This is a genomic window from Micromonospora sp. NPDC003816 (genome assembly GCF_042874705.1).
In the GTDB taxonomy this organism is placed as follows: domain Bacteria; phylum Actinomycetota; class Actinomycetes; order Mycobacteriales; family Micromonosporaceae; genus Micromonospora.
The window spans coordinates 607,189-631,598 of the sequence record NZ_JBIANP010000003.1; the positions used below are offsets into that span (position 1 = coordinate 607,189).

The window sequence follows — 24,410 nt, forward strand, 5'->3', positions numbered from 1 at the left end:
TCAGCCCACCTCCAGGAAGCCGTGGTAGGCGAGTTCGATGCTCTCCGTCGCCGTCTCCGACCGGGACGGGTCGAAGGACGGGCCGGTCCAGCGCACCAGGACGACATCGGCCAGTCCCCACTGGACCAGCAGGGCCCGGTCCGGCCGCAGCGCCGCGATCTGGGCGGTGCCCCGGGTGACGCCCTGCGGCTGTTTGGCGAGCATCCGGGCCACCTTGGCGGTGTCCGGGATCAGCGGTCGGGTGAGGGTGACGTTGGTGTAGCGCACCCGCGACGGCAGTTGCCAGACGAAGCCGTTGTTGCCGCCCTCCTGGTGCTGCTCCACCTCGACCTCGCAGCCGAGCCCGTCGCACGAGTTCCAGTCGCCGAGGTCGATGCCGTCGATGCGGAGCCGGAAGTGGACGCTGGTGCCGGGATCGATGTCGCTCACCGCCCACCGTCCAGCCACCGGCCGGAGCGTTCGCGTCCCCGTCGGAGTTCGGTCCGCAGCAGCCGGGAGATCGGTTCGACGAGGCGGTGGGCGAGTTCGTCCAGGGCCCGCCGGTCGAGGTGGTGGAACCGTTCGGCGCTGTCGCGGTCCTCGCGTCCCCCGTCGCGCCCCGTCTGGGTGCTGGCGTCCCGGGTCGTACCGGTCGAGCCGGCGGCGGCCGTCGCGGTACGGGTGGCGGTCGAGGAGCCGGCCGTCACCGGTCCGGTCCGTTGGACCGTCCGGGCGGGATGCGGCGCCGTCGACGTGCTGCCGCGCGGGGTGCGCTGGACCGGTGCCGCGGTGCCGGTGGACGTGCCGGTACTCGCCGCGCGGGTCACGACCGGGCGCGGAACCGGGCCGGCGGGCACCGACGCGGCGACCGTGAAGGGTGCCGGGCTCGGTCCGGCGACCTGTCGGGCCGGTGGCCGGGCCGGGTGCGGCGCGGTGGCCGCAGTGGTCCGGGTGCCGTGGCCGGCGACTGGTGCGACTGGTGCCGCCATCGTGGGCGCCTCCCTGGTGCTCGCCGGAGTCCGGCTGGTCGTGGTCGCCGGTCCGCCGCCGGGTGACCGCGTCCAGCGGACCGGCACCGCCGGTCCGGCCGAGGTGCGGGCTCCGGTCGGCGTTCGGTCCGGGCCGCGTCGGGGTGCCGCGCCGAGCCCGGACCGTTGCAGGACCGGTGTCAGGGGCCGCTCGCCGAGAAGCGGGACGTGACGCGCCCGCCGGTGCGCCACGCCGGGTGCTCCAGCCGTCGCACCAGCCCGCGTCGGCTCCGGACCGGCACCCGGAGCCGTCGGACCCCCCGCCGTCGTCGAGGCGGCGACCGGGGCGTGCGGTCGGACGACCGGCGTCCCCGGCACGACGGTCGGCGATCCGGGGCGCGGTCGCCCGGCCGCCGCCGGAGCGGACGGCTCGGCGGGGTACGACACCGCGCGCGTGGCCTGCTGTGCGCCGCCGGGACGGTCCGGGTGTGCCGGGGACATGTCCGTGGACGTACGGGCCGCCGGTGACGTGCCGTGTGGGCGGACCTGGGCCGTGCCCGCCGACGGCGTGATCGCGGCCGACGCGGAGACCGCCGGCGGTGCCGGACGGTGGGCGGTGCCGCCGGAGCGGGGCGAGGGATCGGCGGTGGCCTGCCGGGGCGGGGCCGACGTGGCGGCTACCGGCCGGGCCACGATCCGTGGTGGCGGCGCGTCCGGGGCGAGCGGCGTCCCGAGGCCCACCGGCGGGTGGGGGGGAGGTACCGGCGGACCGCTCCGACCCGCCGGTACCTCCCGGAGCGGTGACCGACCCGGGCCGGACGGCCCCGCTCCGGCTTCCGACCTCGACGCTCCGGCACCGGGTGGCCGTGCCGCCGGATCGGTTTCCGGTCGGCCGGTCACGGTCCGGTCGGCCGGTGCGGCGGTCGGGGACTGCGGACCGGCCCCGGCGCGTACGGCGGGGCCGCCGTGCCGGTGCGCCGGTGGTGTCGCGCCGCCTCGGGGCGCGGCCGGAACGGTGCCGGCCGCCGAACCTCCATGGTGGCCGGACGTGGACCGCTGTACGGCGGGTGCCGGGGTGCCGCCGGTCGTGCCGGACGGCGCGGCACCGGAGCCTCGACCGACTGCCCGGGGCCGTGGCTGGTCCGGGGCGGGACGACGCGCGGACAGCACCGCCGGTGGCGCGTCCGGATCGGGCGCCGGCATCACGACGGGCTCGCCGAGGCCGATTCGCGGGGGAGCACCACCGACCCGGGGTGCCCGCGACACCGGTACCGACCCGATCGACGGGGCAGACCCGGCCGACGGGGCAGACGGCGGGCCGTGGCGGGTCGGTGTGGCCGGCGGCGGGTCGCGGCGGACCGGTGCGGCGGGTGCCGGCGCGTTACCGGACGGCGCGGTGGGTGCCGAGGCGGCACCGGCCGGCGCGGGGTACGTCGAGGCGCTGCCCGTCGACGCGGGCGGGTTCGAGGCGCTGCCGGTCGACGCGGGCGAGACGAAGACGCTGCCGGTGGGCGTGAGCGAGCCGCTGCCGGTCGGTGCGGGCACGGTCGAGGCGCTGCCGGTGGGCGCGCCGCTGGCGGTCGACGTGGCAGTCGGCAGGTCCCGACGGGCCGGAGCGGTCTGCACCGGGACGCCGCCGGTCCGCGCGGCGGCGGGCAGCGGGTCGTGGCGGCTCGGCGCGGTCTCTGCCGGGGCGCGGTCGCTCGACGCGCGGGGCACCGGAGCGAGACGGGCCGACGCGGCACTGCTCGACGCGGCACTGGTCGACGCGGCACTGCTCGACGCGGCGGCGGTCGGCGCGACGCTGGTCGTTGCGGTGCTGGTCGTTGCGGTGCCGGTCGGCGCGGCAGTCCTCGGCGCGGCGGAGGCCGGTGTGGCGGAGGCCGGTGTGGCCGAGCGGGGCACGGCGGGGGCGGGGCGCGCGGCGGTGCCGGGAGCCGGTGCGGCGGAGCCGGTGGAGTCCGGGCCGGACCGGGAGGCGGTGACGGGCGTTCGGGCGAGGTCGGTGGGGCCGGACTGCCGGGCGGGCACTCGACGCGGTGGCGTGGTGGCCGGGGCGAGCGTCAACGGCGTACCGGCGCGGCGGGCCGGGGCGGGGCGGACCGGCCGGGGCGCCACGGCGGTGGCCGGCGTCCGGGCCGGGCCGTCGGGCGACGGACCGTCCGCTCCGGGCGGCGAACCGGTGGCGGAGGCCGACGGTGTGCGCAGGTCCGCCGGGAGCGCCGGACCCGGAGCGGCCGGGGAACCGGCGGCGGCGCGGCGTTGCACCGGCAGGGCGGGACCGGCGGTGGCCGGGTGCTGCCCGGACCGGGGGGAGGCGGTGGCACGGACCGGCGTCGCCGCCGTCGCGGGCACCGGGCGGAGCAGGTCGTGTGCCAGCCCACTGGGCGCGTCGGGACTGACCAGGTGGAGCAGCGGACGTCGGGCGGTGGGGTCCTGCCAGGTGGCCAGCCGGTGCCGGAACCCGACCGGGTCGCTGATCGGCATCTCGACGCCGGTGAGCAGGCCGTCCATCGGCGGTACGCTCCGCCAGCCCCGGCCGTCGACGACCGGGGCGGGGGTCGGGTCAGCGACCGGGGTCGGGTCGACCGCGAGGGTGTCGGGCCGGTCCGCTCCGCGCCACCGCCGGAGCAGGTCGCGTACGCCCATCGTCGATCACCGCCCCTCGTTGACACGCGTGTTGATGGCGGCGATCTCCGCGACGTAGCGCCGCCGTTCGTCGTGGCGCAGGTCGAGGATCTCGTCGCGGGACCAGTGGAAGTGGTAGGCGACGTACGCGACCTCCTCGTAGAGCCGGTCGGTCGCGTACGTCACGATTCCCCCGGGCGACCACCGGCCAGGTCCACCTCGAAGTCCGAGGTGCAGTGCGGGCAGGTGACCGCGGCGCGGGTGTGCCCCTCGGCGTTGATGCGGCGGTAGAAGTCCTGGAGGAAGGTCAGGTCCGAGGCGAACAGCCGTTCCACGTGTTCGGCCCGTACGTCGGTGATCGTGCCCAGCCGGGTGACGACCATGCTGAGCAGCACCACCGACAGGTATGCGGGGTTGTCCTTGACCCGCAGGTCGACCAGCGGACCGAGTTCGTCGCGGGCGGTCGCCAGCCGCATGGTGCCGTGCCGGTGCAGGGTGCCCGCCTCGTCGACGTAACCCCGGGGGAGTTCGAAGGAGAACTCGGTCTGGAGCCTCGGCGGCTCGGGCGGTGGTGCGGCCCGGCCGACCGGGGCGGCCCCGGGGTCGGAGTCCGAGCCGTCGAGCGGCTCCTCCGGGGCGGTGTACGAAACGGTTCGTCGTCTCATCCGACCTCACGGCGTGCGGACCCGGCCCGAGTCGGGCCGGGAGTGGCCGCCGCTGCCTCCCTTCACGCGGTCCGTGGCGGAGCACCTCAGGAACTGGTGATTTCCTCGAAGACGATGGTGATCTTCTCGGTGGCCGGGGACGTGTCGCCGGCCCGCAGGCTGGGGCCTTCCCACCGGCTCACCCAGGCGTTGCTCAGGTCCCAGCGGCGCTGCTCGGAGTTCTCCGCGTCCACCACGATCACGCTGATGTTCTGTCGGGCCGTGTTGATCGCGCCCTTCTCGTACGTGTCCTTGATCCACTCGGTGAAGGCGCTGCTCTTGTCCAGGCCACGGGTGATGGTCACCTCGCCGCCCTTCCGGGCCCCCGGGATCTTGCGGATGATGTACTCCCCGGTCGGGGTGACCTGGGTGACCTCGATCGCGTCGAGTTCCACGGTGAGGCCGCTGACCTCCTGGACCGATTCGACCCGTGCCTTGCCCAGTTCCACCTGGAACCGGTGGGTTACGAAGGTGTCGCCCGTCTCCGCCATCGCTGGCTACCGTCCTTTCCTTGCCGTCACTTGGGTGGGTACGCGTCGGGTCATTCGGAGACGAGGCTGGTGCTGTCGGAGTACTGCGACATCCGGAAGACGACGAACTCGGCGGGCCGCACCGGGGAGACGCCGACCTCGCAGACCACCCGGCCGAGATTGACCGACTCCGGCGGGTTCGTCTCCCGGTCGCACTTGACGTAGAAGGCCTCGGAGGCCGTGCTGCCGAAGAGCGCGCCGCCGCGCCACTCCTCGGTGAGGAAGGCGGCGATGTTGCGCCGGATCGTGCCCCAGAGCCGCTCGTCGTTCGGCTCGAAGACGGCCCACTGGGTGCCGAGCAGGATGGACTCCTCGATGTAGTTGAACAGCCGGCGCACGTTGATGTAGCGCCAGGCGGGGTCCGAGGAGAGGGTGCGGGCGCCCCACACCCGGATGCCGCGACCGGGGAAGGTCCGGATGCAGTTCACGCCGACCGGGTTGAGCAGGTCCTGCTCGCCCTTCGTCACCGAGTTCTGCACCTCGATCACGCCCCGGAGCACGTCGTTCGCCGGTGCCTTGTGGACGCCGCGCTCCGCGTCCGTACGCGACCACAGGCCGGCGACGTGCCCGCTCGGCGGCAGGAACCGGTGCTGCCCGCTGGCCGGGTCGAACACCTTGACCCAGGGGTAGTAGAGCGCGGCGAACCGGGAGTCGTACCCGGCCTCCTCCTGCCGCCAGGTGAGCACCTGCCGGGCGGTCAGCTCCGGCGGCGGGTCGAGCAGCGCCATCCGGTCGCCCATCTGCTCGCAGTGCGAGATGACCGCCAGTTGGACCGCCTTGACGTCCTCCAGGCTGATCCGGCCCTGCTGGTACGCGCTCATCAGGTCGGGTACCGCGATCATGGTGATCTCGTCGACCGCCTCCAGCCCGCCGAAGCCGGTCCGGGCGTCGGCGTCACCGACGTAGTCGTCGGCGGAGATCCGGGCGGGCAGGCCGGCGTCCTCGGCCGGCACCGGCGGTACGCTCACCGACTGTTTCGAGGGCCGGGCCAGCGAACTCGCCGGTGCCGCCTCCTCGACCGCGATCAGCTTCGACCGTTCCCGCACCTGGTTGACCACGTACGCCTTGGTGTTGCGCTTCGCGGAGACGTCGAACGCCTCCCGTTCCGTGCCGCCCTGCCGGACGACCAACCGGAACCGGTCCTCCGGCACGGACTCGCCCTCGACGTCGGCCACCTCCACGGTCAGCTCACCGGCGTCACCGGAACCGGGCAGCGCGGTGACGGTGAAGGTGCCGAGTGCCACCGACGGCCCGGTGACCGTGCGGCCCGCCCTGGTCGACCCGGTCGCCTCGGTCGCCGCCTCCGGGGCACCGACCCGCACCACGTAGCAGATGCCGCCGCCGTTGGCGAAGTAGCCGTACACCGCGTGCGCGAGGTAGGCGTCGTCGAGCGCCTCCCCGAACGTCTGGACGAACTGGCTCCAGTTGGTCACCAGGGTCGCGGTGTGGAACGGCCCCCTGGCGGCGAAGCCCACGAAGGCGGCGACGGCGGTGCCCACACCCTCGATCGGGCGCGAACCGCTCGGCACCTCCTCCACGTACACCCCGGGTGACAGGTACGACGGCATGACACGCTCCCTCGGGCACGACGGCGATCCGTGAGGAGAAGTCTGGTCACGCCCGGTGGCGGCAACCATGACTCGACGGGCGGGCGGCGGGGAAGCGGCCACTACCCGAAGGGGCAGTCCACCGGGAGTGCCGTCAGATGGCGGATGTCTTTCCGGACGGGGGCCGGAGAGGCTCCGCGTACCCGGGGGACACCCCGGAGTCTCCGCCGCGTTCGCGGCCCGGATCCCGGGAGTGGTCGGATGCCCATCCTCAGGCGAGACGTCCCCGCCGGGATCGTGCTGGAACCCGCCGCCCGACGGTTCGCCGAGGCGACCGCGCGACCGCCGTACCTGCACGAGCTCGGGCCGGAGCGGGGCCGGCGGGTCCTGGACGACCTCCAGTCCGGGAACCTCGCCAGGCCCGACGCCGACCTGGACGAGCGGGTGGTGCCCGGCGGGCCGGGCGGCGAGATCGCGGTCCGGGTGGTCCGACCGGCCGGTGCCATCGGCCGGCTGCCGGTGATCCTCTATCTGCACGGCACCGGCTGGGTCCTCGGCAACTGCGGCACCCACGACCGGTTGGTCCGGGAGTTGGCCGTCGGCACCGGTGCCGCCGTGGTCTTCCCGTACTACAGCCTCGCGCCCGAGGCGTGCTACCCGGTGGCGGTCGAGGAGTGCCACGCGGTGCTGCGCTGGCTCGCCGGACCGGGTGCGGCCGACCTGGACGGTGAGCGGATCGCCGTGGCCGGTGACTCGGTGGGCGGCACCCTGGCGACGGCGGTGACGCTGCTGGCCAAGCGGCGCGGTACGCCACGACCGGTCGGGCAGGTGCTGTTCTATCCGGTCACCGACGCCCGCTTCGACACCGCGTCGTACCGGATGTTCGCCGAGGGCTTCCATTTGCGCCGGGACACGATGCGCTGGTTCTGGGACCAGTACGCGCCGGACGAGGCGGTGCGGGCCGAGGTGGCCGCCTCGCCGCTGCGGGCAGCCCCGGAACACCTCGCCGGACTGCCGCCCGCGCTGGTCGTCACCGCCGAGGCCGACGTGCTGCGGGACGAGGGCGAGGCGTACGCCCACCTGCTGCGGTCGGCCGGTGTGCAGGTCTCGGCGACCCGCTACCAGGGGGTCATCCACGACTTCGTGATGCTCGACGCGTTGCGCGGCACCGAGGCGGCCGAGGCGGCCATCCACCAGGCGGTCACCTTCCTCAAGCGGGTGCTGCGGCTGGCCTGAGCGGTGCGCCGCCGATGCCCGCCCGCGTCGCCGGCACTTCCCGATCCGACCCGGGTGCCTTTCCCGGAGATGTGCCCTCGCGGTCACCGTCACCTGCCCGTCCGGCCGCGAGACTTGTGGACGGCAGGACGTCCGGCGGGCCGGAAGGAGCACGATGCGGGCCGGAGAGTGGCGCCAGGACCAGGGCGAGCGCGGTACGGGAGGGTCGGTCCGTCGCGGTGGCACCGCGTCCGGTGCCCGGCCGGAACATCCGATCATGGCGCTTCAGCACGCCGCCGGGAACGCGGCCGTCGCTGCGGCACTCTCCGGTGAGCACGGCGGCGCACCCGCCCTGCCGGTGCAGCGGGCGCCTGGCGGTGCCCAGTCGGCCGCGACCGAGCAGGCGGCACCGGACTACACCCCGCGCCTGTCCCGGGGACCGCTGCTCAGCCCCGCTGAGCGGGATGCGATCGAGACGGCCGGTCCCGGCAGTGCGGTGCAGGCCGAGACCGGGTCGCTCGAGGAAGCGAACAGGTACCTGGACACCGGCAAGTACTACGACTGGTTGCAACGGCCGCCGGGAAAGCGGCTGTACGTCGCGACCCTGGCCTGGGAGCGGCGGGCGGAACCCGGGAACCGTCGCGACACCCCCGCCTACGTGCTGGCCCGGGGAATCATGATGCGGTCCGCGCCCGAGGGCGACCCGCTGCGCGCGGAACTGGAGGCGGAACTGACCACTGACGTGCGCGACACGTTCGCGGCCACCCTCGCCGCCCAGGATCTCCAGGCCGGCCAGGAGAACACCGAGGGACTCAGCGCGCAGCAGATCGATGAGTTCAACCGAAAGAACCAGCAGGCCAACACGCTGCTCCGGCGGCTGTTCGTGATCATCCAGCAGGGTCTGGAGGTGGCCGGAGCCGAGGGCAAGAACTCGGCGGACCGGCAGTGGCGCCGCCACACCGGCGCCGTGGCGCGGGCCCTCGCGCACGGCGGACGGGTCAACGTCCGGGTGGAGATCCCCCGGGAGGAGACGGCGGAACCGATCGGTGGCAGGTCGCTGCCGGAGTGGTTGGGGATGCGGAACCTGCCGAAGCGGGCGTTCAGCACGCACGACATGACCGGCGGCAGCGAGGAGACGCTGCGCGAGGTCGGCGCTGTGAAGGCGACGGCCGGCAAACTCTTCAAGTACCCCCGTCGCGACGAGCGTGGCGCGGACATCGCGGCCGGCGGGATCGGCAGCCGTGACTTCAACGGTGACGTGGTGCTCCCCAACGGCGTGCACGGCCACATCCTGCTCGTCTACAAACCGCCCACCAGCAGCGACATCGGCTGGCTCCAGATCGGCCTGGAGACCACCGCCCCCGAATCGGTGGCGGATACGTTGCTGCACGCGGTCGGGCTGTCCAAGCCGGATCCGAACGCCCCGAGGAATCCGGTCGGATACCGCCACACCGCCAAGTCCACCGAGGCGACCGCCAACCCGGCGTCCAGCGTCGGCGGGCTCAAGCAGGACAAGATCGGGGTGGGCAAGCTGGACACCATGCGGGTCACGCTCGGCGGCGACTGGCTGCGCAAGCTCAAGGCGGAGGACGCCAAGCTGACCGAGCAGATCAACCGGGCGGGCCGGGACGAGCGCCGGCTGCGGGAGATCTTCACCGCGCTGGTCGGCACCGGCGACGACTACGCACAGCTCGTCGCCGACGAGCCGGCGGTCGCCGCGCCCGAGCCCGACGACCCGGACGAGATCAGACCCGCCCCCAGATGAGGCCGGACCGGCCGGACACCTTCGTCGAGGGGCCCAGGCCCCTCGACGAGGGTGCGCGGATCAGATGGCGCGGAATCCCTTCCTACCGTCCATGTTGTCCTCCAGTCGCACGGCGGGCACGTCGAGCAGTTCGTTGATGCCGGGGAACTCGTTGGGCAGTGCCGTGCCGCCCGCGACCGCCGGGGTCCCCGGGGAATTGGTGTGGGCTTTGGCGTGTGACTCGCCGGCCTGCATCAGGTACTTGCCCGGGTCGCCGCCCGAGGCGACGGTCTTCGCCCGGTCTCGCCGGACCACCTGTTCACCGTAGGTGTTCAGCAGGACGGCGCGATTGTGGATGTTCATGCCGACCTGGCGCGCGGGCCGACCGCCGGTGCCCTTGACCCGCATGCCCGTGCTCCGTGCCTCGGCCAGGAATCCGGCGAGGTCGACGGCGTGTGACCGCTGGTAGGTGTTGCAGAAGTTGGTCAGCTCCCGGCTCATCACGCCGCTGCCGAGATAAGCGTCGACCAGGTTCTGGTGCACGTCCTCCCGGAGCGACTCCAGATAGAGCGTCCGTACCCCGTTCTGGCGTAGCCGGGCCATATGGTCGACGGCCCAGGCGAAGAACGGCTCCGCACGGTGCGCTCCGCCGATGACCAGACCGTCGTTGAAGGTCAGCAGCATGTCCGTCGCGTCGGCCGCCGGCATCTGGATCCCGCGTAGCAGGGCCGTCGTGACATCCCGTCGGGCCTGCGCGTTCTCGGGCCCGGATTCGTTCTGGTACTGCGCCTCCCTGTTCACCGCGTCGGTGGCGAGCTGTTGGTCCCTGCCGTCCTGGGCCTGCCAGTACGGCAGGGAGGCCGGATCAAGACGACCAAGCTCCTCCATCATCTCCGCGTTGCTACGGGCACCTGTGACCCCGCCCGCCAACGTGATGCCCACCTGTTGCGCCACGTTGGTAAGCGCGGTGCCGAGCTGGTATCCCGTTCCCGGTGGACTCATCTCGCTCAGCGAGGTGAGGTCGGTGTCGAGGCGGATCCGCTCCTTGTACGGGATCTGCCCGGTGGCTGCCCGGTAGGCGGCGTCCAGTGGGGTCCAGGCGGCCGCCTGGTCCACCTGGGTGGCGGGGCGCCGGTTCGAGCGTGACCGGCGCGGCCCGCGCACCTGCACCGACGGGCCGGGCGGCTCCCGGTGCAGCTCGTCGGCGCTGACCCGCTGCACCGAGGGGGAACCCGCCGACGACTCGGTGGGCGCGGACATGCCCGCCTGCGGTGCCTGCTGGACGTCGTGCGCTGGCGGCGGCGCGCTCAGGGCCCGGTGGGCGTTCGCCTCGGCTGCCCGTTCGAAGGCGTCACCCGGGTCGGAGACCCGCTGGCCGTGACCGTTGTCGGTGCCGGCGACCGGTCCGGAGCGCTGCTGGATGACGTGGGTGAGTTCGTGGGCCAGGGTGTGCCGGTCGCTCCCGCCCCGGCCGATCACCACGTGCGATCCCGACGTGAAGGCGCGGGCATCCACCTCCGCCGTCGAACGCTCGGCGAGCGCGCCGGTGTGCAGGCGTACGTCGGAGAAGTCCGCGCCCAGCCGGGCCTCCATGTCCTGCCGTACCGGCCCGGCCAGCGGGCTGCCGGCCGAACGCAGCACCTCGTTCACCGCCGACCGCTGGATCGGCTCCGACTCGTGGCCGTGGTCCGGGTCGGCGCACCGCATCCGCTGCACCGCCCGGGTGGCCGCCGCGTTGCCGGCCCGCTGTTGCAGGTCCAGGATGGTGGCCGCCGCACCACTCGGCCCGACGCCGACCGGCCCGACGGACACCGCACCCGTCTCCGTTCGGGCCTGCTCGGCACCGGTGGTCTCCGGTTTGGTGGGCGTGACGGGGCGGGCCGAGACGTCGCGGCCGGCCGGGTCGTGTGCTCGCATCGCTGCCCCCTCGTCAGTGGACCCGCGCGGGTTCCCCGCGTGGTTGGTGCGCGCCGAACTCGCTCTCCAACAGCAGTCGGCCGAGCTTGCGGTACTCCCGCTGCACCGCACCGACCAGGTCCGCCATGCGTACCGGCCGGCCGGCCTGCGCCGCCAGGTAGGCGGCGGTCACCACGCAGGCCCGGATGCTGCCACCGGCCAGCTCGAAGCTGCCGGCGCAGAAGTCCAGGTCCAGGTCGGGGTCGCGGGGCAGCTCGGTGCCGAGGCAGCGGTCCCAGAGCGCCCGCCGCTGCGCCACGTCCGGCATGGCGAAGTCGACGATCAGGTCGAGCCGCCGGGTGAACGCCTCGTCCAGGTTGGCGCGCAGGTTCGTGGTGAGCACCGCGACGCCGTCGAAGGACTCCATCCGTTGCAGCAGGTAGGCGCTCTCCAGGTTGGCGTACCGGTCCCGGGCGTCCTTGACCTCCGACCGCTTGCCGAAGATGGCGTCCGCCTCGTCGAAGAGCAGCAGGCCGTTGACACCGGCCGCCTCGGTGAAGATCCGCTCCAGGTTCTTCTCCGTCTGGCCGACGTACTTGTCCACCACCGTGGACAGGTCCACGACGTACAGGTCCAGGCCGAGATCGGCGGCGACCACCTCCGCCGACATGGTCTTGCCGGTGCCCGAGTCACCGGCGAACAGCGCCAGCACCCCACGCCCCCGCCCGCCGCCGGGACGCATCCGCCACCGGCCCAGCACCCGGTCCCGGTACCGCACCCGCAGGGCCAGCTCCCGCAACTGGTCGTGCACCCGGTCGGGCAGCACCAGATCGGGCCAGCCCACGCCGGGCTCGATCCGCCGGGACAGCCGGGCCAGGCCACCGGCGTTCTGTCCGCGTACCCCCGCGCGCAGGTGACCGGCGTCCACCCGGTCCGCGCCCTCGAAGAGCGCGAGTTGGTCGGCGGCCTGCGCGGCCCGCCGGATCTGGTCCGGACCGAGCAGGTACGCGGCCAGCTCGCGCGCCGGGTCCACGCCGTCGGTCCAGCCCTCGGGCCGGTCGGCGGCCCGCGCGGCACCCGCCGTGTGCCACAGTCGGGCCCGGCCCTGCTCGTCCAGGGGTGCGGCGGTGACCAGCAGCGGCGCCTGCCGACTCCAGTGCGGATCCCACTCGACCGTCCCGGTGAGCAGCACCGGCACCGGCTGCTCGGCGACCCGACGCAGCAGCCGGGCGTGTGCCGGCTGCCCGATCGGGTCGAGTGCCTGGACCGGCCCGGCGACCAGACCGCCACCACGCAGTCGGGCCTCCCGCGCCGCCGCCGTCAGCACGTCGGCCGGGGCCGGATCCGCCACCAGCGCGTCCAGGTCCAGCCGGAGCACCGCCCAGCCGGCCGAGAGCAGCGCCGCGACCCCCAGGTCGTCGGCGACGGCGCCGGGCTGTTCCCGCAGGTAGGCCAGGCGCACCCCGGCGCGTACCGCCGTGCCGAGGCGGTGCGCGGTGTCGGACGGCGGGGTCGTGTCGTCCCCGACGGGCCACGCCGACCCGGTGAGCCGGGCGTCGACGGTGTCGTCGCCGAGCAGGTACCCGGCCACCCGGTCGGGCACCCGCAACGGCCGGGACAGGTACGGCTGGTCCGGCTGCTCGACCAGCACCAACCCGCCACCGACCAGGGGCGCGGAGCCGGCGAACCGGGACCTTCCGGTGACCGCCGAGGCGGGCAACCCGCAGAGTTCCAGGGCCAGCCCGATGGTGGCCCGACGCCGGCTGACGTCGTCGTGGAGATAGCCGTAGAGCTTCTCGTACCGGGCTTCGACGTCGGGCAGCAACGCGACCAGCAGGAAGTCCACGTCCAACGGGGTGAGTCCGAAACGGCGGGCCAGCCGGAGCAGTCGCGGCTCGTCGCCGTCGGTATGTAAGGAGGGGTCCCCTGCTAACGCCTCGTGTATAGCAGGGGACCCCTCCTTACATCCCACCCCCGTGCTCGCGACGGCGGCGAGGCGTTCGGCGTGGTCCGCTGACACGTACAGCCCCCGGAAGGCGTCGTCCGGATCGGGATCGGTGCGGCGGCGCTCGGTCACGGCCTGCCGGACCCGCGCGGCGACCAGCCCGAGCCGCTCCGACAGGTACGCCGTGTCGCTCACCGCAGACCGTCCGGTCCGGCAGGCCGACCGTCGCCGTTCCGGCGGGGATCGGTCACCGTGTGCGTGCGCCGACTCACCCGTGCCCCGGTGAGGTCGCCGACCTGGACGGTCCGTTCCCGCACCGGCGGCGCGGCCGGCGACCGGCGGGTCGACACCGGGGCGGTGACCACCAGGTCCAGCGACGGTTTGAGTTCGCCGCCGAGCGCGGTCCACACGTCGGCCAGCGCCCGCCCCTCGCCGGGTGGTGCGGCGACCGACATCGGCACCGAGAGGCCCAGCGCGGCCAGCGAGCCGGTCATCCGCTCGGCCGGCAGCTCGTCGTACCGGATCAGACCGGCGAGCAGGGTGGCGAGCAGGCGGTGTTCGTCGGTGGGCCGGTTGGTCCACGCGGTGATTAGGTAGGACAGCGCGAAGAAGTGCGGCGAGTCGTGCCAGGCCACCGTCTGGCCGGTGGCGTCCCGCTCGGCGACCCGGCCCTGGAAGTACCGGGACCGGTCCTCCCGGATGTCGTAGAGGAACAGGTTCACCGTCGGTGCGTTGCGGCGGGTCGCCCAGTCCCGGGTGGGTGCGTCGAAGGACACCTCCACGCCGGTGCCGGTCAGCTCCTCGGTGGCGACCAGCCCGCGTAGGGCCTCGTCGATCTCGTGTATCACGCGCCCGCTCCCATCGTCGTCACCAACTGCGGCGCAGCAGTCCGGGCGGTTGCTGGGCCGGCAGCACCACCAGGAACGGTGTGCTCACCGGGCGGAACCCGGTGCCGGTGGCCACCGCCCGGCGTTGGCCCAGCCGGTCCTTCGGCAGCACCAGCACCTGGGCGGTGAAGGTGCCGTCGGCGGCCGGCCGGACCGGTGCGGCGGTGGCGGTGATGCCGACGTCCCAGGCCAGGCGGACCGGTTGCCGGGGTGGGAAGTCGACTCCCCGGATCGCGGCGACGAAGCCGGGCGGCCCGATCTCCGGCACCGCCACGATCCGGGGCTGGAGCACGCGCAGCCGCGCGGTGGCGGTGTCGTTGTCGAGGTCGGCGTTGCCGCCGGTGGTGGAGACGGTGCCCCGGACGGTCGTGTCGAGGGCCGCGCCGGGGGCGAGTGTGCCCCCCACGGTGGCGGCGGCGCCGGGGGCGAGGTCCGGCACCGGGCAGCCGTCGTCGCGGCAGTCGGGCAGGAGCCCGCCGGCCGGTACCCCGTCGGGCAGGTCGGCGCGGACCCGCAGGCCGGTCGCGGTGGTCCCGCCCGCGTTGCGCACCGTGTAGCGGACGGTGACGACACCGCCGACGTATCCCGGCTGCGGGTCGACCGAGACGGTGATCGTCGGGTCGGCCGGGCTGCCCGCCGGCGCGGGCACGATCCGGACGGTGGTCACCGTGGCGTTGTCCGAGGGGTCCGCGTCGGTCGGGCTGGTCTCGACCGACCAGCCCACCTCGAAGCTGCCGGGAGCAGTACCCACCAGGTCGACCCGGACCTCGACGGTACGTCCCACCTCGACGCGACCCAGCGCGCAGCGCAGGGTGGCGAGGTCGCACTCGCCGGCCGGTGTGTCGAGGCCGGTCACCGACAACCCGGCCGGTACGTGGAGGGTGCCCCGCACGTCGTCGGCGGCGGTCGGCCCCTGGTCGGTGACGGCGAGCCGCAGCGCGGTCCGGCCGCCGACCGTGGTGGTCGGCGCCGGTGCCGACACGGTGGTGGCGACGTCCACGCGACGCTGCCAGCTCGGCTCCTTCTGCCGTCCGGGCAGGTGCGCGGTGAGCGGGCCGACCGTGCCGTCGGCCAGGTCGTAGCTCCACAGTGCCTCGGGTGCGTTGTTGCCCTCGGCGCGGCGGGCCGAGAAGGCGAGCCGCTCGCCGTCCGGCGACCAGGCCACGTCGCGGGGCTGGTGCGGGGCGTCCTCGGAGTCGGGCACCGGCAGGGCGCAGGATCCGCCACCGGCGGGCAGCAGCAGGCGGCAGTCGCCGTCGTCCAGGTCGAGCAGGACCAGACCGTCGGCCTCCCGGTTGAAGACCAGTCGGGTGCCGTCCGGGGAGTACGCGGCGCTGTCGTCCACCACCGGGCATGCGACGCCGCAGATCGTCTCGGTCAGGTCGGTCTGGTCGAGGCCGTTGCCGGCGTTGGCGGTCCAGATGTGGGTGGACACCTCACCCCGGTAGGTGCCCCGGGTGAAGGCGATCTGGGTGCCGTCGGGCGACCAGGCCGGCTGGGTGTCGTCGAGTCCGGCCAGCGGGGCCGGGACCGGCAGGTCCAGCAGGAGTTCCCCGTCGACGGCGTCGACCACCTCGATCCGGGACGGGGTTCGTCCCCCCGGGCCGTCGCCCGGCGAGTTGCGGACCAGGGCCAGCCGGGTGCCGTCCGGCGACCACGCCGGGTCGGTCTCCCGGTCGCCGCTGCCCCGCCCGGCGATCGGCAGCAGGCGGGGTCGACCCCCGTCGGCGTCGACGATCCAGAGCCGTTCGGTCCGTACGCCGTCGACCGTCTCGAACCGCGTGACGGCGATCTGTCGCCCGTCCGGGGAGTACGCCTGCCGCTCGAACCACGGGTCACCGTCCTCCGGCTCCCAGAGCAGTAAGGAGTTGTCGAGCGCCCCCGGGTCCTCGCGGAGCACCGGTACGCCCAGGTCACGCGGGTCCACCCCGTCCGGCCGGATGTCCTGGAGGGTGGCGGTGGTCCGGTCGAGGGCGCTGGTCCGGCCGACCAGCAGGGACTCGGTGTCGCTGCCGGGGACGGTGTACCAGGTGGGATGAGTGACGTCCCGGTTCTCGTCGAGTCGTTGCACCACCACGCACTGGCACACGTCCTCCTGCACCAGCACCGAGTAGAGCCGGTCGACGTCTCCGGCCGATCCGCCGTCCGGCAGCGTCCGGCTGACGAACGCCACGGTCGCCCCGTCGGCGGTCCACGCGGGCTGTCGGGCCTGCCAGCCGCCGGGCAGCATCTGGGCCCGACCGGTGCCGTCCGGCGCGATCAGCCACACCTCGGGGGCCGGTTCGGCCGGTCCGACGGTGTAGGCGAGGCGCCCGTGCGCCGGGATCGGGTCCCAGGCCGGCTCGGCGGCCCCGGTGGGCTCGGTGGTCACCTGTACGGCGGGGCCGCCGTCGGCGGAGATCCGGTAGACCTGCGGGACGGTGGCGTCGCCGCGCAGCCCGGCGAAGGCCAGCGTCGTACCCGCCGGCGACCAGGTCGGCCACCTGTTGTCGCCGGTGCCGTCGGTCACCCGTCGGCTGTCACCGCCCGCGACGTCGACCACGAAGACGTCGTGCGCGCCGTCGGCCCGCCCGGCGGCGGAGCTGTACGCGATCCGGGTGCCGTCGGGGGAGAGGACCGGCCGGGACTCGTCGGTCGAGTTCCGGGTGACCCGCTGCACCGGACCCGTGCCCCGGCGCAGGTAGACCTCGGTGGTGCGGGCGTCCCGCCGACCCACCCAGGTCACCGTCGACCCCCGGGCCGAGACCTCGTCGTCGAAGTGGCCCGGGCCGGGGCCGAAGAACGGTGCCGCCGTCGCCGCTGCGCCCTCGCCCGTGACGACACCGAGGCTGCGGTGCCCGGTGCCGGCGTACGCGATCCGCTGGCTCAGGGCGTCGTTCGGGGCCGGAGCGGGTGGCGTGGTCGGGGCCGGCGCGGGCGCGGCGACGGCGACCCCTGTGCCGGGTGGCGGCGCGGCGACGAGCAGCACGGCCAGGACGACAGGGATTCCGATCATGCGTCGCACGTGGACCTCGCGAGGCGGACGTCGTACGGGATGGCCACCGCCATCCTGCGGTGCCCCGGCGGCCGGCCGCCTCGGCCGGTGGGGCACCCGAGGGGGCAGCGGGGCCCGCCCGTTGAGGCAACCACGTCCTAGATCAGGCCGTTGCGCAGCGCGTACGCCACGGCGTGCGCCCGGTTGCGCAGTTGCAGCCGACTGGTGACGTCGTGCAGGACGTTCTTCACGGTCCGCTCCGAGTACGACAGCTTGCCGGCGATCTCCCGGGTGTCGAGCCCGTCCGCGACGAGCCGCAGCACGTCCACCTCGCGGGTGCTCAGCCCGAGCAGGGTGAGCCCGCGCGGTTCGAGGACCTGGCGCTGCAACCGCCCCATCTGGGCCATCAGCCGACCCAGCAGGTCCGCCGGGAGCGCACCCTCACCACGGGCCACGGCCAGCACGATGTGGCTGAGCCGTTCGGCGCTCGCCTCGGTGCGGCGGACCAGCCCCACCACGCCGTGCTCCACCGCCTGGGACAGGCCGGCGTCGTCGATCCGGGCCGGCACCAGCACCAGTTTGGCCGGGCCGGTGCGGTGCAGGCGGCGCAGCAGCCGGATGGCCGACTCGTCGAGCACGTCGACGACCACCAGCGAGACGCTCTCGGGCGTCTCCCGGCCCGGCTCGATCACCCACAGGTCCGGTCGGGCACGCAGTTGGCTCTCCACCCCCGACCGCGAGATCGGGTCCTCCGCGTGGACGCTCACCGTGACACGCTGCATCTCCAGCCTCCCCCACACCTCGACACCCGGTCCCGGTGGTCCGGCCCGGACGGCGCGGCGCAGCGGGTGCCACGCCGGTACGCAGAGCATGGTCGGTGTGACTTCGCGTGCACCTAACGTGGACCTAACGGGCAACCGTTCTGCCCGTGCCGGTTCCCCGCCGGACGGTAGGCAGGCGTCGACGCCCGCCTACCGTGGGCGGACATGAGCGTCTCGTTGGGCCTGGTGGACACCCCGACGGTGGTCGTACCGGGAGAAAGCGTCGACATCCCGGTGACGATCCGCAACTCGGGTGACGTCGTCGAAGCGTACGACCTCACCATCGTCGGCGTGCCCGACGCGTGGGCGACGTTCGATCCGCCCCGGGTCTCCCTCTATCCCGGCGCCAGCGAGACCGTCGTGCTCACCGTGCGCCCGCCCCGGTCCTCCGAGGTCCGCGCCGGGGACCTGCCCTACGGCGTACGGGTGGTCCCGTCCGAGGCGCCGGAGACCGCGACGGTCGAGGAAGGTCTGCTGACCATCGCGCCCTTCTCCGAGGTGGCCGCCGAACTCCGGCCGCAGGTGCGTCGGGCCCGGCTCGGTGCCCGCTACCGCCTCGCCGTGCTCAACGGCGGCAACATCGGGGAGGAGTTGACCGTCGCCGCGACCGACGGGGCGGAGCAACTGCACTTCGCGGCCCGCCCGACGGCGATGGTCCTGGCGGCGGGCGAGCAGTTCGAGGCCGGACTCCGGGTACGGGCGAAGCGGTTGCTCTGGCGCGGCACGCCCCGTCACCTGCCGTTCCGGGCCCTGCTGACCGACCGGGACGGTCGGGCGATCACCCTGGACGGCACCCTGGTGCAGCAGCCCGTCCTCTCCGGGTGGCTGCTCAAACTGTTGGCGCTGCTGTTGGCGTTGCTGCTGCTCCTGCTCGCGCTCTGGTTCGGCCTGCTGCGTCCGGCGGTGCAGTCGGCCGCCCAGGAGGCCGCCGACGAGCGGGTGGCGCAGGCCGCGACCCAGATGGAGGCGTCCGCGAACGAAGCCGCCGGCGAGGCGGCCCGGGAGGCCGTCGCGCAGGAACGCGCCGAGAACCCCGCCGCCCCGCCGTCGAGTCCGTCGCCGACCCCGGCGACCGCGACCGGCGGTGGACAGTTCGCCACCGCGCTGACGTTGCGGACCAGCCCCGGCAGCACGGCGTCCCGCAGCTACACCGTGCCCCGCAACCGGGTCCTCCTGCTCACGGACTTCCTGGTCGACAACCCGCAGGGGGACACCGGCACGTTGACCATCACCGCCGACGACGTGCGGGTGGTCACCTACGGCCTGGAGAACTTCCGTAACCAGGACTACCACTCGGTCACCCCGATCCGGGTACCGGCCGGATCGCGGGTGACCCTCACGGTCGAGTGCCGGCAACCCGGCACCCCGGTCGGTGCCGCCACGCCCGGGACCTGCCAGGAGGGGCTCTATCTGAACGGCGTCCTGAACCGGACCAGGCCCTAGTGCGGACAGCGACGGCGGCCACCGTTCCCGGTGGCCGCCATCGTCATGTGTGCCGGGCGACCGATCAGCTCCCTCGGCCGCCGCGCCGATCGTCGGGCGCCGCTCACAGCGGCGGCGCGACGTCCCGGCGCTCCTCGACCCGGCGGTACTCGGCCGGCTGCTCGGTGGCGACCACCTGGCGGCGGCGTCCCCAGACCAGGGTGGTCATGATCAGACCGAGTACGCCGGCGGCCATCAGGATCCAGCCGACCACGTCCAGGTCGAGACCACCGATGCTGGCGTTGACCGCGAAGGTGAGGATCGCGCCGAGCGCGAGCAGGAAAACACTGGTTCCGATACCCATGACAGCCTCCTTCTTCCAGGGGCGCGGGTGTGCTGTCGGGAAGGTCTGTACCCCGACGGTGACCGGCACAATCACTCCGGGAAGTGGGGTGGCCGATCGAGCGATCTTGTCATCGGGTAGAGTTGGCGCGTCCCCGGCACTTCGCGGGGGCACGCGGACGTAGCGCAGCTGGTAGCGCATCACCTTGCCAAGGTGAGGGTCGCGGGTTCGAATCCCGTCGTCCGCTCGCAGTCCGCCCGCACCTCTGGTGCCGGCGGTCTCCACGGGCGATTGGCGCAGTGGGAGCGCGCTTCCTTGACACGGAAGAGGTCACTGGTTCAAACCCAGTATCGCCCACCAGCCCGATCGGGCGTCAGCCGGTGACGGCCAACGCGAGCAGTCCCTGATCCAGCCCCACCAGCAGCGTGTCCTCCACGGTGCAGCAGGCGAGCGCCGGGTGATAGACGGGGATGGTGCGGACCAGTCGACCCGTGGCCGGGTCCCAGATCCGCACCGTGCGATCCCTGCTGGTCGAGGCGAGCAGGTCACGACCGCCGATCCGGACGAGGCTCAGGCCGGTGACGGCTGCGGTGTGCCCGGTGAACCACCGCACCGGCTCGCCCCACTCGGCGTCCCACATCCGGATCGAGTGGTCCGCGCTGGCGGAGACGAGCATCGGGCGGCCGGCCACCGGGACGGCGCAGAGCGCGGTCACCGCGTCCTGATGACCCTGTCGGGTCCAGATCGGGGTGTCCCCGCCGGCCCAGAGCATCACGGTGCCGCTCTTGTCCGCCGAGGCGAGTGCCTCGATACCGGGCCAGGTCACCGTGGTCAGGGCCGTCACCCACGCCCGCGTGACATGTCCGAGCAGGACCCCGCGCACCGAGCCGGTGTGCGGATGCCACAGCCGGATGGCCTGGTCGTCGCCGGCCGAGGCGATCACCGTCTCGCCGTTGACCACGAGCGGGCAGACCGCCGCGACGGGGGCGTGGTGTTCGCTCATCTCGTGCACCGGCTGATCGTCCCGGGAGCCCCACGACCCGACGGTGGCGTCGTCCTGAGCCGTGAAGATGAGCGGCTCCTCGTCGTCCGCGATCGCGCACATGGCGTTGACCGGCCCGCCCGACGTGGTGAACTCCCGCACCCGCTCGCCGGTGCCGGCGTTCCAGACACGTACCCGGCCGTCGACACCACCCGAGGCGACCAGGACCCCCTGCGTGCCGGGCACCGGGCAGAGGGCGGCGACCGGACCGAACCGGTCCTGGTCGGCGACCGTGTCCGGCTGGCCGCCCGCCGGATCCCACAGCCGTACGGTGCCGTCGTCTCCGGCGGTGGCGAGCATCCGGTCCTTCGCCGTGCGCAGCTCGCACACCGCGCGGACCCAGTTCGCGTGTCCCCGCAGGCTGGGGCGGCTGGCCCAGGTCGGCACCTCCCACAGCCGGATGAGTCCGTCCTCGCCGGTGGACACCAGCAGGAGCCCCCCGTCGACCTCGACCGTGCAGAGGTCGGTGAGCGGCCCGCCGGTTTCGAGGACCTGCACCTGCCGGCCGGTCAGCGGATCCCAGAGGCGGACCGTGCCGTCGTATCCGGCCGAGGCGAGCAGCGTGCCGTCGGGTGTCCGGACCGCATAGAGAGTCGTGACCCAGCCGACGTGACCGGTGAGGGTCAGAGTCGGCCGGTCGTCGACGGTCGGCTCCCAGATCCGGATCACGCCGTCGTAGCCGGTCGAGGCGAGCAGGTGGCGGCCGGCGGCCGGCACGTACGTCACCGCCGTCACCCAGCCGGCGTGGCCGGTCAACTCGTACCGCTGGGTGCCGCTCACCGGGTCCCACACGCGGACGGTCCGGTCGTCGCCGGCCGAGGCGAGCAGGTCACCCGTCGGCAGCGGAATGGCGCAGATGTTGCGTACCCAGTCGTCGTGCCCGCGCAGCTCGTGCCGACGGTGGCCGGACCGTGGTTCCCAGAGCCCCACTGTGCCGTCGTGGCCGGCGGTGGCGATCAGCACCTCGCCGGCACCGGTGCGGACGGCGCACACCCCACGGACCGTGTCGTCGTGGCAGGTGAAGACCGACTCGACCTGGTTGGTCAGGGGGTCCCAGAGCCGGAGGGTGCCGTCGTCACCGACGGAGGCGAGGAGCCGTCGGTTGTCGATCTCGATGGCGGCGACGTCGTAGACGGCCTGCGAGTGGCCGTCCAACACGCTGCGTTCCTGGCGGGGCGGTGTGTGCGCCCACCGCGCCTGGTAAGGGGCCTGTGCCGCCGTGATCCCGCTGCGCAGACCGTCGAGGCGATCGACGACCGAGAAGAGCGCGGCCCGTTCGGCCGGTTCCGCCGCGACCGCCAGCGGGGTGCGTTGCAGCAGGCGGGCTCGGGCCTGCGGCAGTGGGGCCGTCGGGAGCTGTTCCGTGTCGACCACGGTGAGCAGGCGATCCAGGTGTGCGTGGAGCAGGTAGCCCTCGTCGGCGAGCAACCGGTCCACGAGCCCGGCCCGCGCGGCGTGTGGTGGCAGCGACCGGAGGAGGTAGTCGGGGGCACGGTCCCAGCCGTCGGCGGCGGCCCGGTCGACCCACGCGGAGACCAGTCGGCGTTGGTCCTCGCGTCGTGCGTCGCGGGCGTCGCGCTCGGCCAGCAACGCGTCGTTGAGGGCCTGGTGGAACAGCCGGTACGCGGGCTGCGCCCCGCCACCCGTCTCGACCAGGAAGTTCGCCGCCGAGGTGCGGGCGAACGCGAGCAGTTGCGCCTCCGTGACCCCACCGCCCAACGCCGTCACCGCCGTCTGCCACAGGGCGAGCGGCAGCCCCGGGGTCTCGGCGTACGCCAGTGCGGTGAGAGCCAGCCGGGCCGAGGTCGAACCCGCCGCCGGCAGACCCGCGAGGTACGCGTCCAACGCGTACGCCACGGTCGCCGTGAACGACACGGTGGCGGGATCGACCGCGTCGATGTCGCGCAACGCGTGCGCCCGTGCGACGAGACCGGCGACGAGGAAGTTCCCCTTGGCCAGGGCCGCGATGCGACGGGCGAGTGGCGCGGCGGCACCGGGTGCGGCGTACGGGTTGGCGGGCCTCTCGGCACCGAGGAGTTGCAACGTCGCCTCGGCGTAGTTGACGAGATCGGACTCGGCGAAGTACTCGGAGGTGTCCAGGTCGATCAACTCGGCCTGGTCGCCGAAGCAGGCGATGAGGTCACCACGGTCGTCGGAGCGGCGGGTGCCGACCACGACCCGGGCACCGTACCGGCCGCACTCCTGTGCCATCGGCAGCAGGATCTCGTCGATGATCTGGCGGGCGTGGCCGGGGTCCACGGCCTCGTCGAGCGCGTCGACGACCAGAGCGAAGGGGACGGGCCGACGCTCCAGTCGTCGGCGTACCGCCGGGACCAGGTCGGCGGGCGCGGCCGGCAGGTCGACGGCGACCGCGCGGGCGATCTCGGTCGCCACCTCGTCGGCGGTCTTGCCCTTGACGTGCACGGCGCACGAGACGGAGCCGACCGTGGCGGTGACGGCGACGTCGTCGGCGGGAAGCGTGGCGCGGATCTGTCGGTCGGCGGTGGTGACGACCCGTCCCAGGACCGCGGACTTGCCGACGCCGGGTGACCCGGTGACGATCAGTGGACCGGTGACCGCCGTCGCACCGTCGATCCAGTCGACGATGCGACGGAGGGCGGTCTTCCGTCCCCGGAAGCGGGTGCCGCCCTCGGTGTCGACCGCCACTCCCCGGGCGCGGGGGAGCCAGTGCCGGCCGGCTTCGCCGTCGCCGCTGAGCGCCCAGCCCCAGGCGGATAGCGCGGTGTCGTCGGTGTCCTCGATCCGCCAGGCCGACAGCGTCCCGAGCTTCATCTCGGGTATCTGCTCGTCGGCGTAGTGGAGCGTCACCGCCTGTCCCCGGCCGTTGCCGTCGGCGGAGACGACGACGCCGATCACCGCCTGGTACTCCGGAGACCAGACGGCAGCGCCGCTGAACCCCTTCTTCAACGCTCCACCGGCACCGCTGTCGATCATGACGTGGCCGTATCCGCCGGTGTCGGTCACGGAGCCGGTGGCCGAGGTGCCGCCGATGATCTGTGCCGGGAATCCGAACGCCCAGAAGGGGCGATCCACCAGGGGTTTGGGTTCCAGGCAGCGCAGCCGTGCGGGGACGACGGTGGGCGGCACCGGCTCGACGAGTTCGAGCAGGACCAGGTCGACGTGGGCGGTCTGCCTGCCGTCGTGCAGGCACTGTCCGACCTTGCGCCGGTCGAAGTACGTGACCTTCGGGGCGAGCGGAAAGGCGACGTACAGGTCGTCGTGAAGGGTGCCGTCGGCGGCGAACGCCACGTGGTGACAGGTGAGGACGAGGTTCGTGTCGATGACGATGCCGGTGCCGACCGGGTGCTGCTGGTTCGCGCCGCGATGGAGGGCAGCGACCCAGGGGCTGTCGTCAGGGGCTGTGGTCACGGGTCGCCCGTTCGTCAGGGCCGCAGACCGGCGCCGAGATCCGGATTGTCGTGCGCGTGCCAGGCGAGGGTGACTTCGAAGTTCGCCTCTCCGGTCGCCTTCGCCACCACCCAGTTCGCCGTTCCGGTCGCCTTGATCCCGAACCGGACTTCGACCGAGTCGGGCGCGACGGATTTCACCTGTTCCAGCAGTTCCTTCGCAGCGGCGACCGCAGGGGCGGCCGATTCCCGCACCCAACCGGCGACATCGCCGAACCCGGCGGGCTGGAAACCTGCCGGCGGTTCGACCTCGATCAGTGCGACGGTCTGGTCATCGACCTGGTAGCGGACCACTTCAGACTGCACAGGTCACCTCCGTTGCCCTCTCCCCGGAACG

The 24,410-nt window shown here is 73.7% G+C and carries 17 protein-coding genes and 2 tRNA genes; 5 read left to right on the forward strand and 14 right to left on the reverse strand.

Going from position 1 to position 24,410, the window contains the following annotated elements:
• The 6 genes from ACFYTT_RS13645 to ACFYTT_RS13670 all read right to left on the reverse strand — a co-directional run bounded on the left by ACFYTT_RS13645 (position 1) and on the right by ACFYTT_RS13670 (position 6,377).
• The gene (locus tag ACFYTT_RS13645; protein WP_387259220.1) at positions 1-429 is read right to left on the reverse strand and encodes a phage tail protein; all 429 of its coding nucleotides are present in this window, start codon (positions 427-429) and stop codon (positions 1-3) included.
• A complete protein-coding gene (locus ACFYTT_RS13650) occupies positions 426-3,596 on the reverse strand; it encodes a hypothetical protein (protein WP_387259222.1) in 3,171 nt (1,056 codons plus the stop codon). Before ACFYTT_RS13650 ends, ACFYTT_RS13645 begins: the two co-directional genes overlap by 4 nt.
• A gap of 6 nt (positions 3,597-3,602) precedes the next feature.
• Positions 3,603-3,761: a DUF6760 family protein gene (locus ACFYTT_RS13655; RefSeq protein ID WP_162854369.1), complete on the reverse strand. Its 159-nt coding sequence runs from the start codon at positions 3,759-3,761 to the stop codon at positions 3,603-3,605.
• Positions 3,758-4,240, reverse strand: coding sequence for a hypothetical protein (locus ACFYTT_RS13660; RefSeq protein ID WP_131054090.1), 483 nt, complete (start codon positions 4,238-4,240; stop codon positions 3,758-3,760). Before ACFYTT_RS13660 ends, ACFYTT_RS13655 begins: the two co-directional genes overlap by 4 nt.
• A gap of 86 nt (positions 4,241-4,326) precedes the next feature.
• Positions 4,327-4,770, reverse strand: coding sequence for a phage tail protein (locus ACFYTT_RS13665; RefSeq protein ID WP_131054089.1), 444 nt, complete (start codon positions 4,768-4,770; stop codon positions 4,327-4,329).
• 50 nt (positions 4,771-4,820) lie between these two features.
• On the reverse strand, positions 4,821-6,377 hold the full coding sequence (locus ACFYTT_RS13670; protein ID WP_176093121.1) for a phage tail sheath subtilisin-like domain-containing protein: 1,557 nt from the start codon (positions 6,375-6,377) through the stop codon (positions 4,821-4,823).
• A gap of 240 nt (positions 6,378-6,617) precedes the next feature.
• Here ACFYTT_RS13670 and ACFYTT_RS13675 point away from each other — a divergent pair, with 240 nt between their 5' ends.
• Together ACFYTT_RS13675 and ACFYTT_RS13680 are read left to right on the forward strand one after the other, a co-directional pair.
• On the forward strand, positions 6,618-7,592 hold the full coding sequence (locus tag ACFYTT_RS13675; protein ID WP_131054087.1) for an alpha/beta hydrolase: 975 nt from the start codon (positions 6,618-6,620) through the stop codon (positions 7,590-7,592).
• Between the two features lie 256 nt (positions 7,593-7,848).
• Positions 7,849-9,336 carry a hypothetical protein gene (locus ACFYTT_RS13680; RefSeq protein WP_387259228.1) on the forward strand — a complete coding sequence of 496 codons (1,488 nt, stop codon included), beginning with the start codon at positions 7,849-7,851 and terminating at the stop codon, positions 9,334-9,336.
• A gap of 60 nt (positions 9,337-9,396) precedes the next feature.
• Here ACFYTT_RS13680 and ACFYTT_RS13685 read toward each other — a convergent pair whose 3' ends face one another.
• The 5 genes from ACFYTT_RS13685 to ACFYTT_RS13705 form a co-directional block, all read right to left on the reverse strand.
• The gene (locus ACFYTT_RS13685) at positions 9,397-11,232 is read right to left on the reverse strand and encodes a DUF4157 domain-containing protein (protein ID WP_387259230.1); all 1,836 of its coding nucleotides are present in this window, start codon (positions 11,230-11,232) and stop codon (positions 9,397-9,399) included.
• Positions 11,233-11,245: 13 nt separating this feature from the next.
• Positions 11,246-13,351, reverse strand: coding sequence for an ATP-binding protein (locus ACFYTT_RS13690; RefSeq protein ID WP_387259233.1), 2,106 nt, complete (start codon positions 13,349-13,351; stop codon positions 11,246-11,248).
• Entirely contained in the window at positions 13,348-14,004 is a 657-nt protein-coding gene (locus tag ACFYTT_RS13695) for a DUF4255 domain-containing protein (RefSeq protein ID WP_387259236.1), read from the reverse strand. Before ACFYTT_RS13695 ends, ACFYTT_RS13690 begins: the two co-directional genes overlap by 4 nt.
• Before the next feature lie 19 nt (positions 14,005-14,023).
• Positions 14,024-17,038 carry a hypothetical protein gene (locus tag ACFYTT_RS13700; protein WP_387259237.1) on the reverse strand — a complete coding sequence of 1,005 codons (3,015 nt, stop codon included), beginning with the start codon at positions 17,036-17,038 and terminating at the stop codon, positions 14,024-14,026.
• Positions 17,039-17,175: 137 nt separating this feature from the next.
• Positions 17,176-17,784, reverse strand: coding sequence for a response regulator transcription factor (locus ACFYTT_RS13705; RefSeq protein ID WP_217705967.1), 609 nt, complete (start codon positions 17,782-17,784; stop codon positions 17,176-17,178).
• Between the two features lie 219 nt (positions 17,785-18,003).
• Here ACFYTT_RS13705 and ACFYTT_RS13710 point away from each other — a divergent pair, with 219 nt between their 5' ends.
• On the forward strand, positions 18,004-19,281 hold the full coding sequence (locus ACFYTT_RS13710) for a hypothetical protein (protein WP_387259239.1): 1,278 nt from the start codon (positions 18,004-18,006) through the stop codon (positions 19,279-19,281).
• Between the two features lie 103 nt (positions 19,282-19,384).
• Here ACFYTT_RS13710 and ACFYTT_RS13715 read toward each other — a convergent pair whose 3' ends face one another.
• Positions 19,385-19,624 (reverse strand): DUF6458 family protein, encoded by a 240-nt coding sequence (locus ACFYTT_RS13715; protein WP_131051342.1) that lies wholly within the window; start codon positions 19,622-19,624, stop codon positions 19,385-19,387.
• Positions 19,625-19,777: 153 nt separating this feature from the next.
• On the opposite strand from ACFYTT_RS13715, the gene ACFYTT_RS13720 reads away from it, so the two are divergent.
• Positions 19,778-19,850 (forward strand) — tRNA-Gly (locus ACFYTT_RS13720).
• Positions 19,851-19,888: 38 nt separating this feature from the next.
• Positions 19,889-19,963 (forward strand) — tRNA-Val (locus ACFYTT_RS13725).
• Between the two features lie 13 nt (positions 19,964-19,976).
• Here ACFYTT_RS13725 and ACFYTT_RS13730 read toward each other — a convergent pair.
• Both ACFYTT_RS13730 and ACFYTT_RS13735 read right to left on the reverse strand, forming a co-directional pair.
• A complete protein-coding gene (locus ACFYTT_RS13730) occupies positions 19,977-24,035 on the reverse strand; it encodes a trypsin-like peptidase domain-containing protein (RefSeq protein WP_387259242.1) in 4,059 nt (1,352 codons plus the stop codon).
• A gap of 14 nt (positions 24,036-24,049) precedes the next feature.
• Positions 24,050-24,367: a CU044_2847 family protein gene (locus ACFYTT_RS13735; protein ID WP_254876757.1), complete on the reverse strand. Its 318-nt coding sequence runs from the start codon at positions 24,365-24,367 to the stop codon at positions 24,050-24,052.
• Between the last annotated feature and the right edge of the window lie 43 nt (positions 24,368-24,410).

Excerpts from the sequence above, each read along its gene's own strand:
- ACFYTT_RS13650 (WP_387259222.1), bottom strand. The coding sequence starts at position 3,596 with ATGGGCGTACGCGACCTGCTCCGGCGGTGGCGCGGAGCGGACCGGCCC.
- ACFYTT_RS13680 (WP_387259228.1), top strand. The coding sequence starts at position 7,849 with ATGGCGCTTCAGCACGCCGCCGGGAACGCGGCCGTCGCTGCGGCACTC.
- ACFYTT_RS13670 (WP_176093121.1), bottom strand. The coding sequence starts at position 6,377 with ATGCCGTCGTACCTGTCACCCGGGGTGTACGTGGAGGAGGTGCCGAGC.
- ACFYTT_RS13715 (WP_131051342.1), bottom strand. The coding sequence starts at position 19,624 with ATGGGTATCGGAACCAGTGTTTTCCTGCTCGCGCTCGGCGCGATCCTC.
- ACFYTT_RS13665 (WP_131054089.1), bottom strand. The coding sequence starts at position 4,770 with ATGGCGGAGACGGGCGACACCTTCGTAACCCACCGGTTCCAGGTGGAA.
- ACFYTT_RS13685 (WP_387259230.1), bottom strand. The coding sequence starts at position 11,232 with ATGCGAGCACACGACCCGGCCGGCCGCGACGTCTCGGCCCGCCCCGTC.
- ACFYTT_RS13675 (WP_131054087.1), top strand. The coding sequence starts at position 6,618 with ATGCCCATCCTCAGGCGAGACGTCCCCGCCGGGATCGTGCTGGAACCC.
- ACFYTT_RS13700 (WP_387259237.1), bottom strand. The coding sequence starts at position 17,038 with ATGATCGGAATCCCTGTCGTCCTGGCCGTGCTGCTCGTCGCCGCGCCG.
- ACFYTT_RS13710 (WP_387259239.1), top strand. The coding sequence starts at position 18,004 with ATGAGCGTCTCGTTGGGCCTGGTGGACACCCCGACGGTGGTCGTACCG.
- ACFYTT_RS13660 (WP_131054090.1), bottom strand. The coding sequence starts at position 4,240 with ATGAGACGACGAACCGTTTCGTACACCGCCCCGGAGGAGCCGCTCGAC.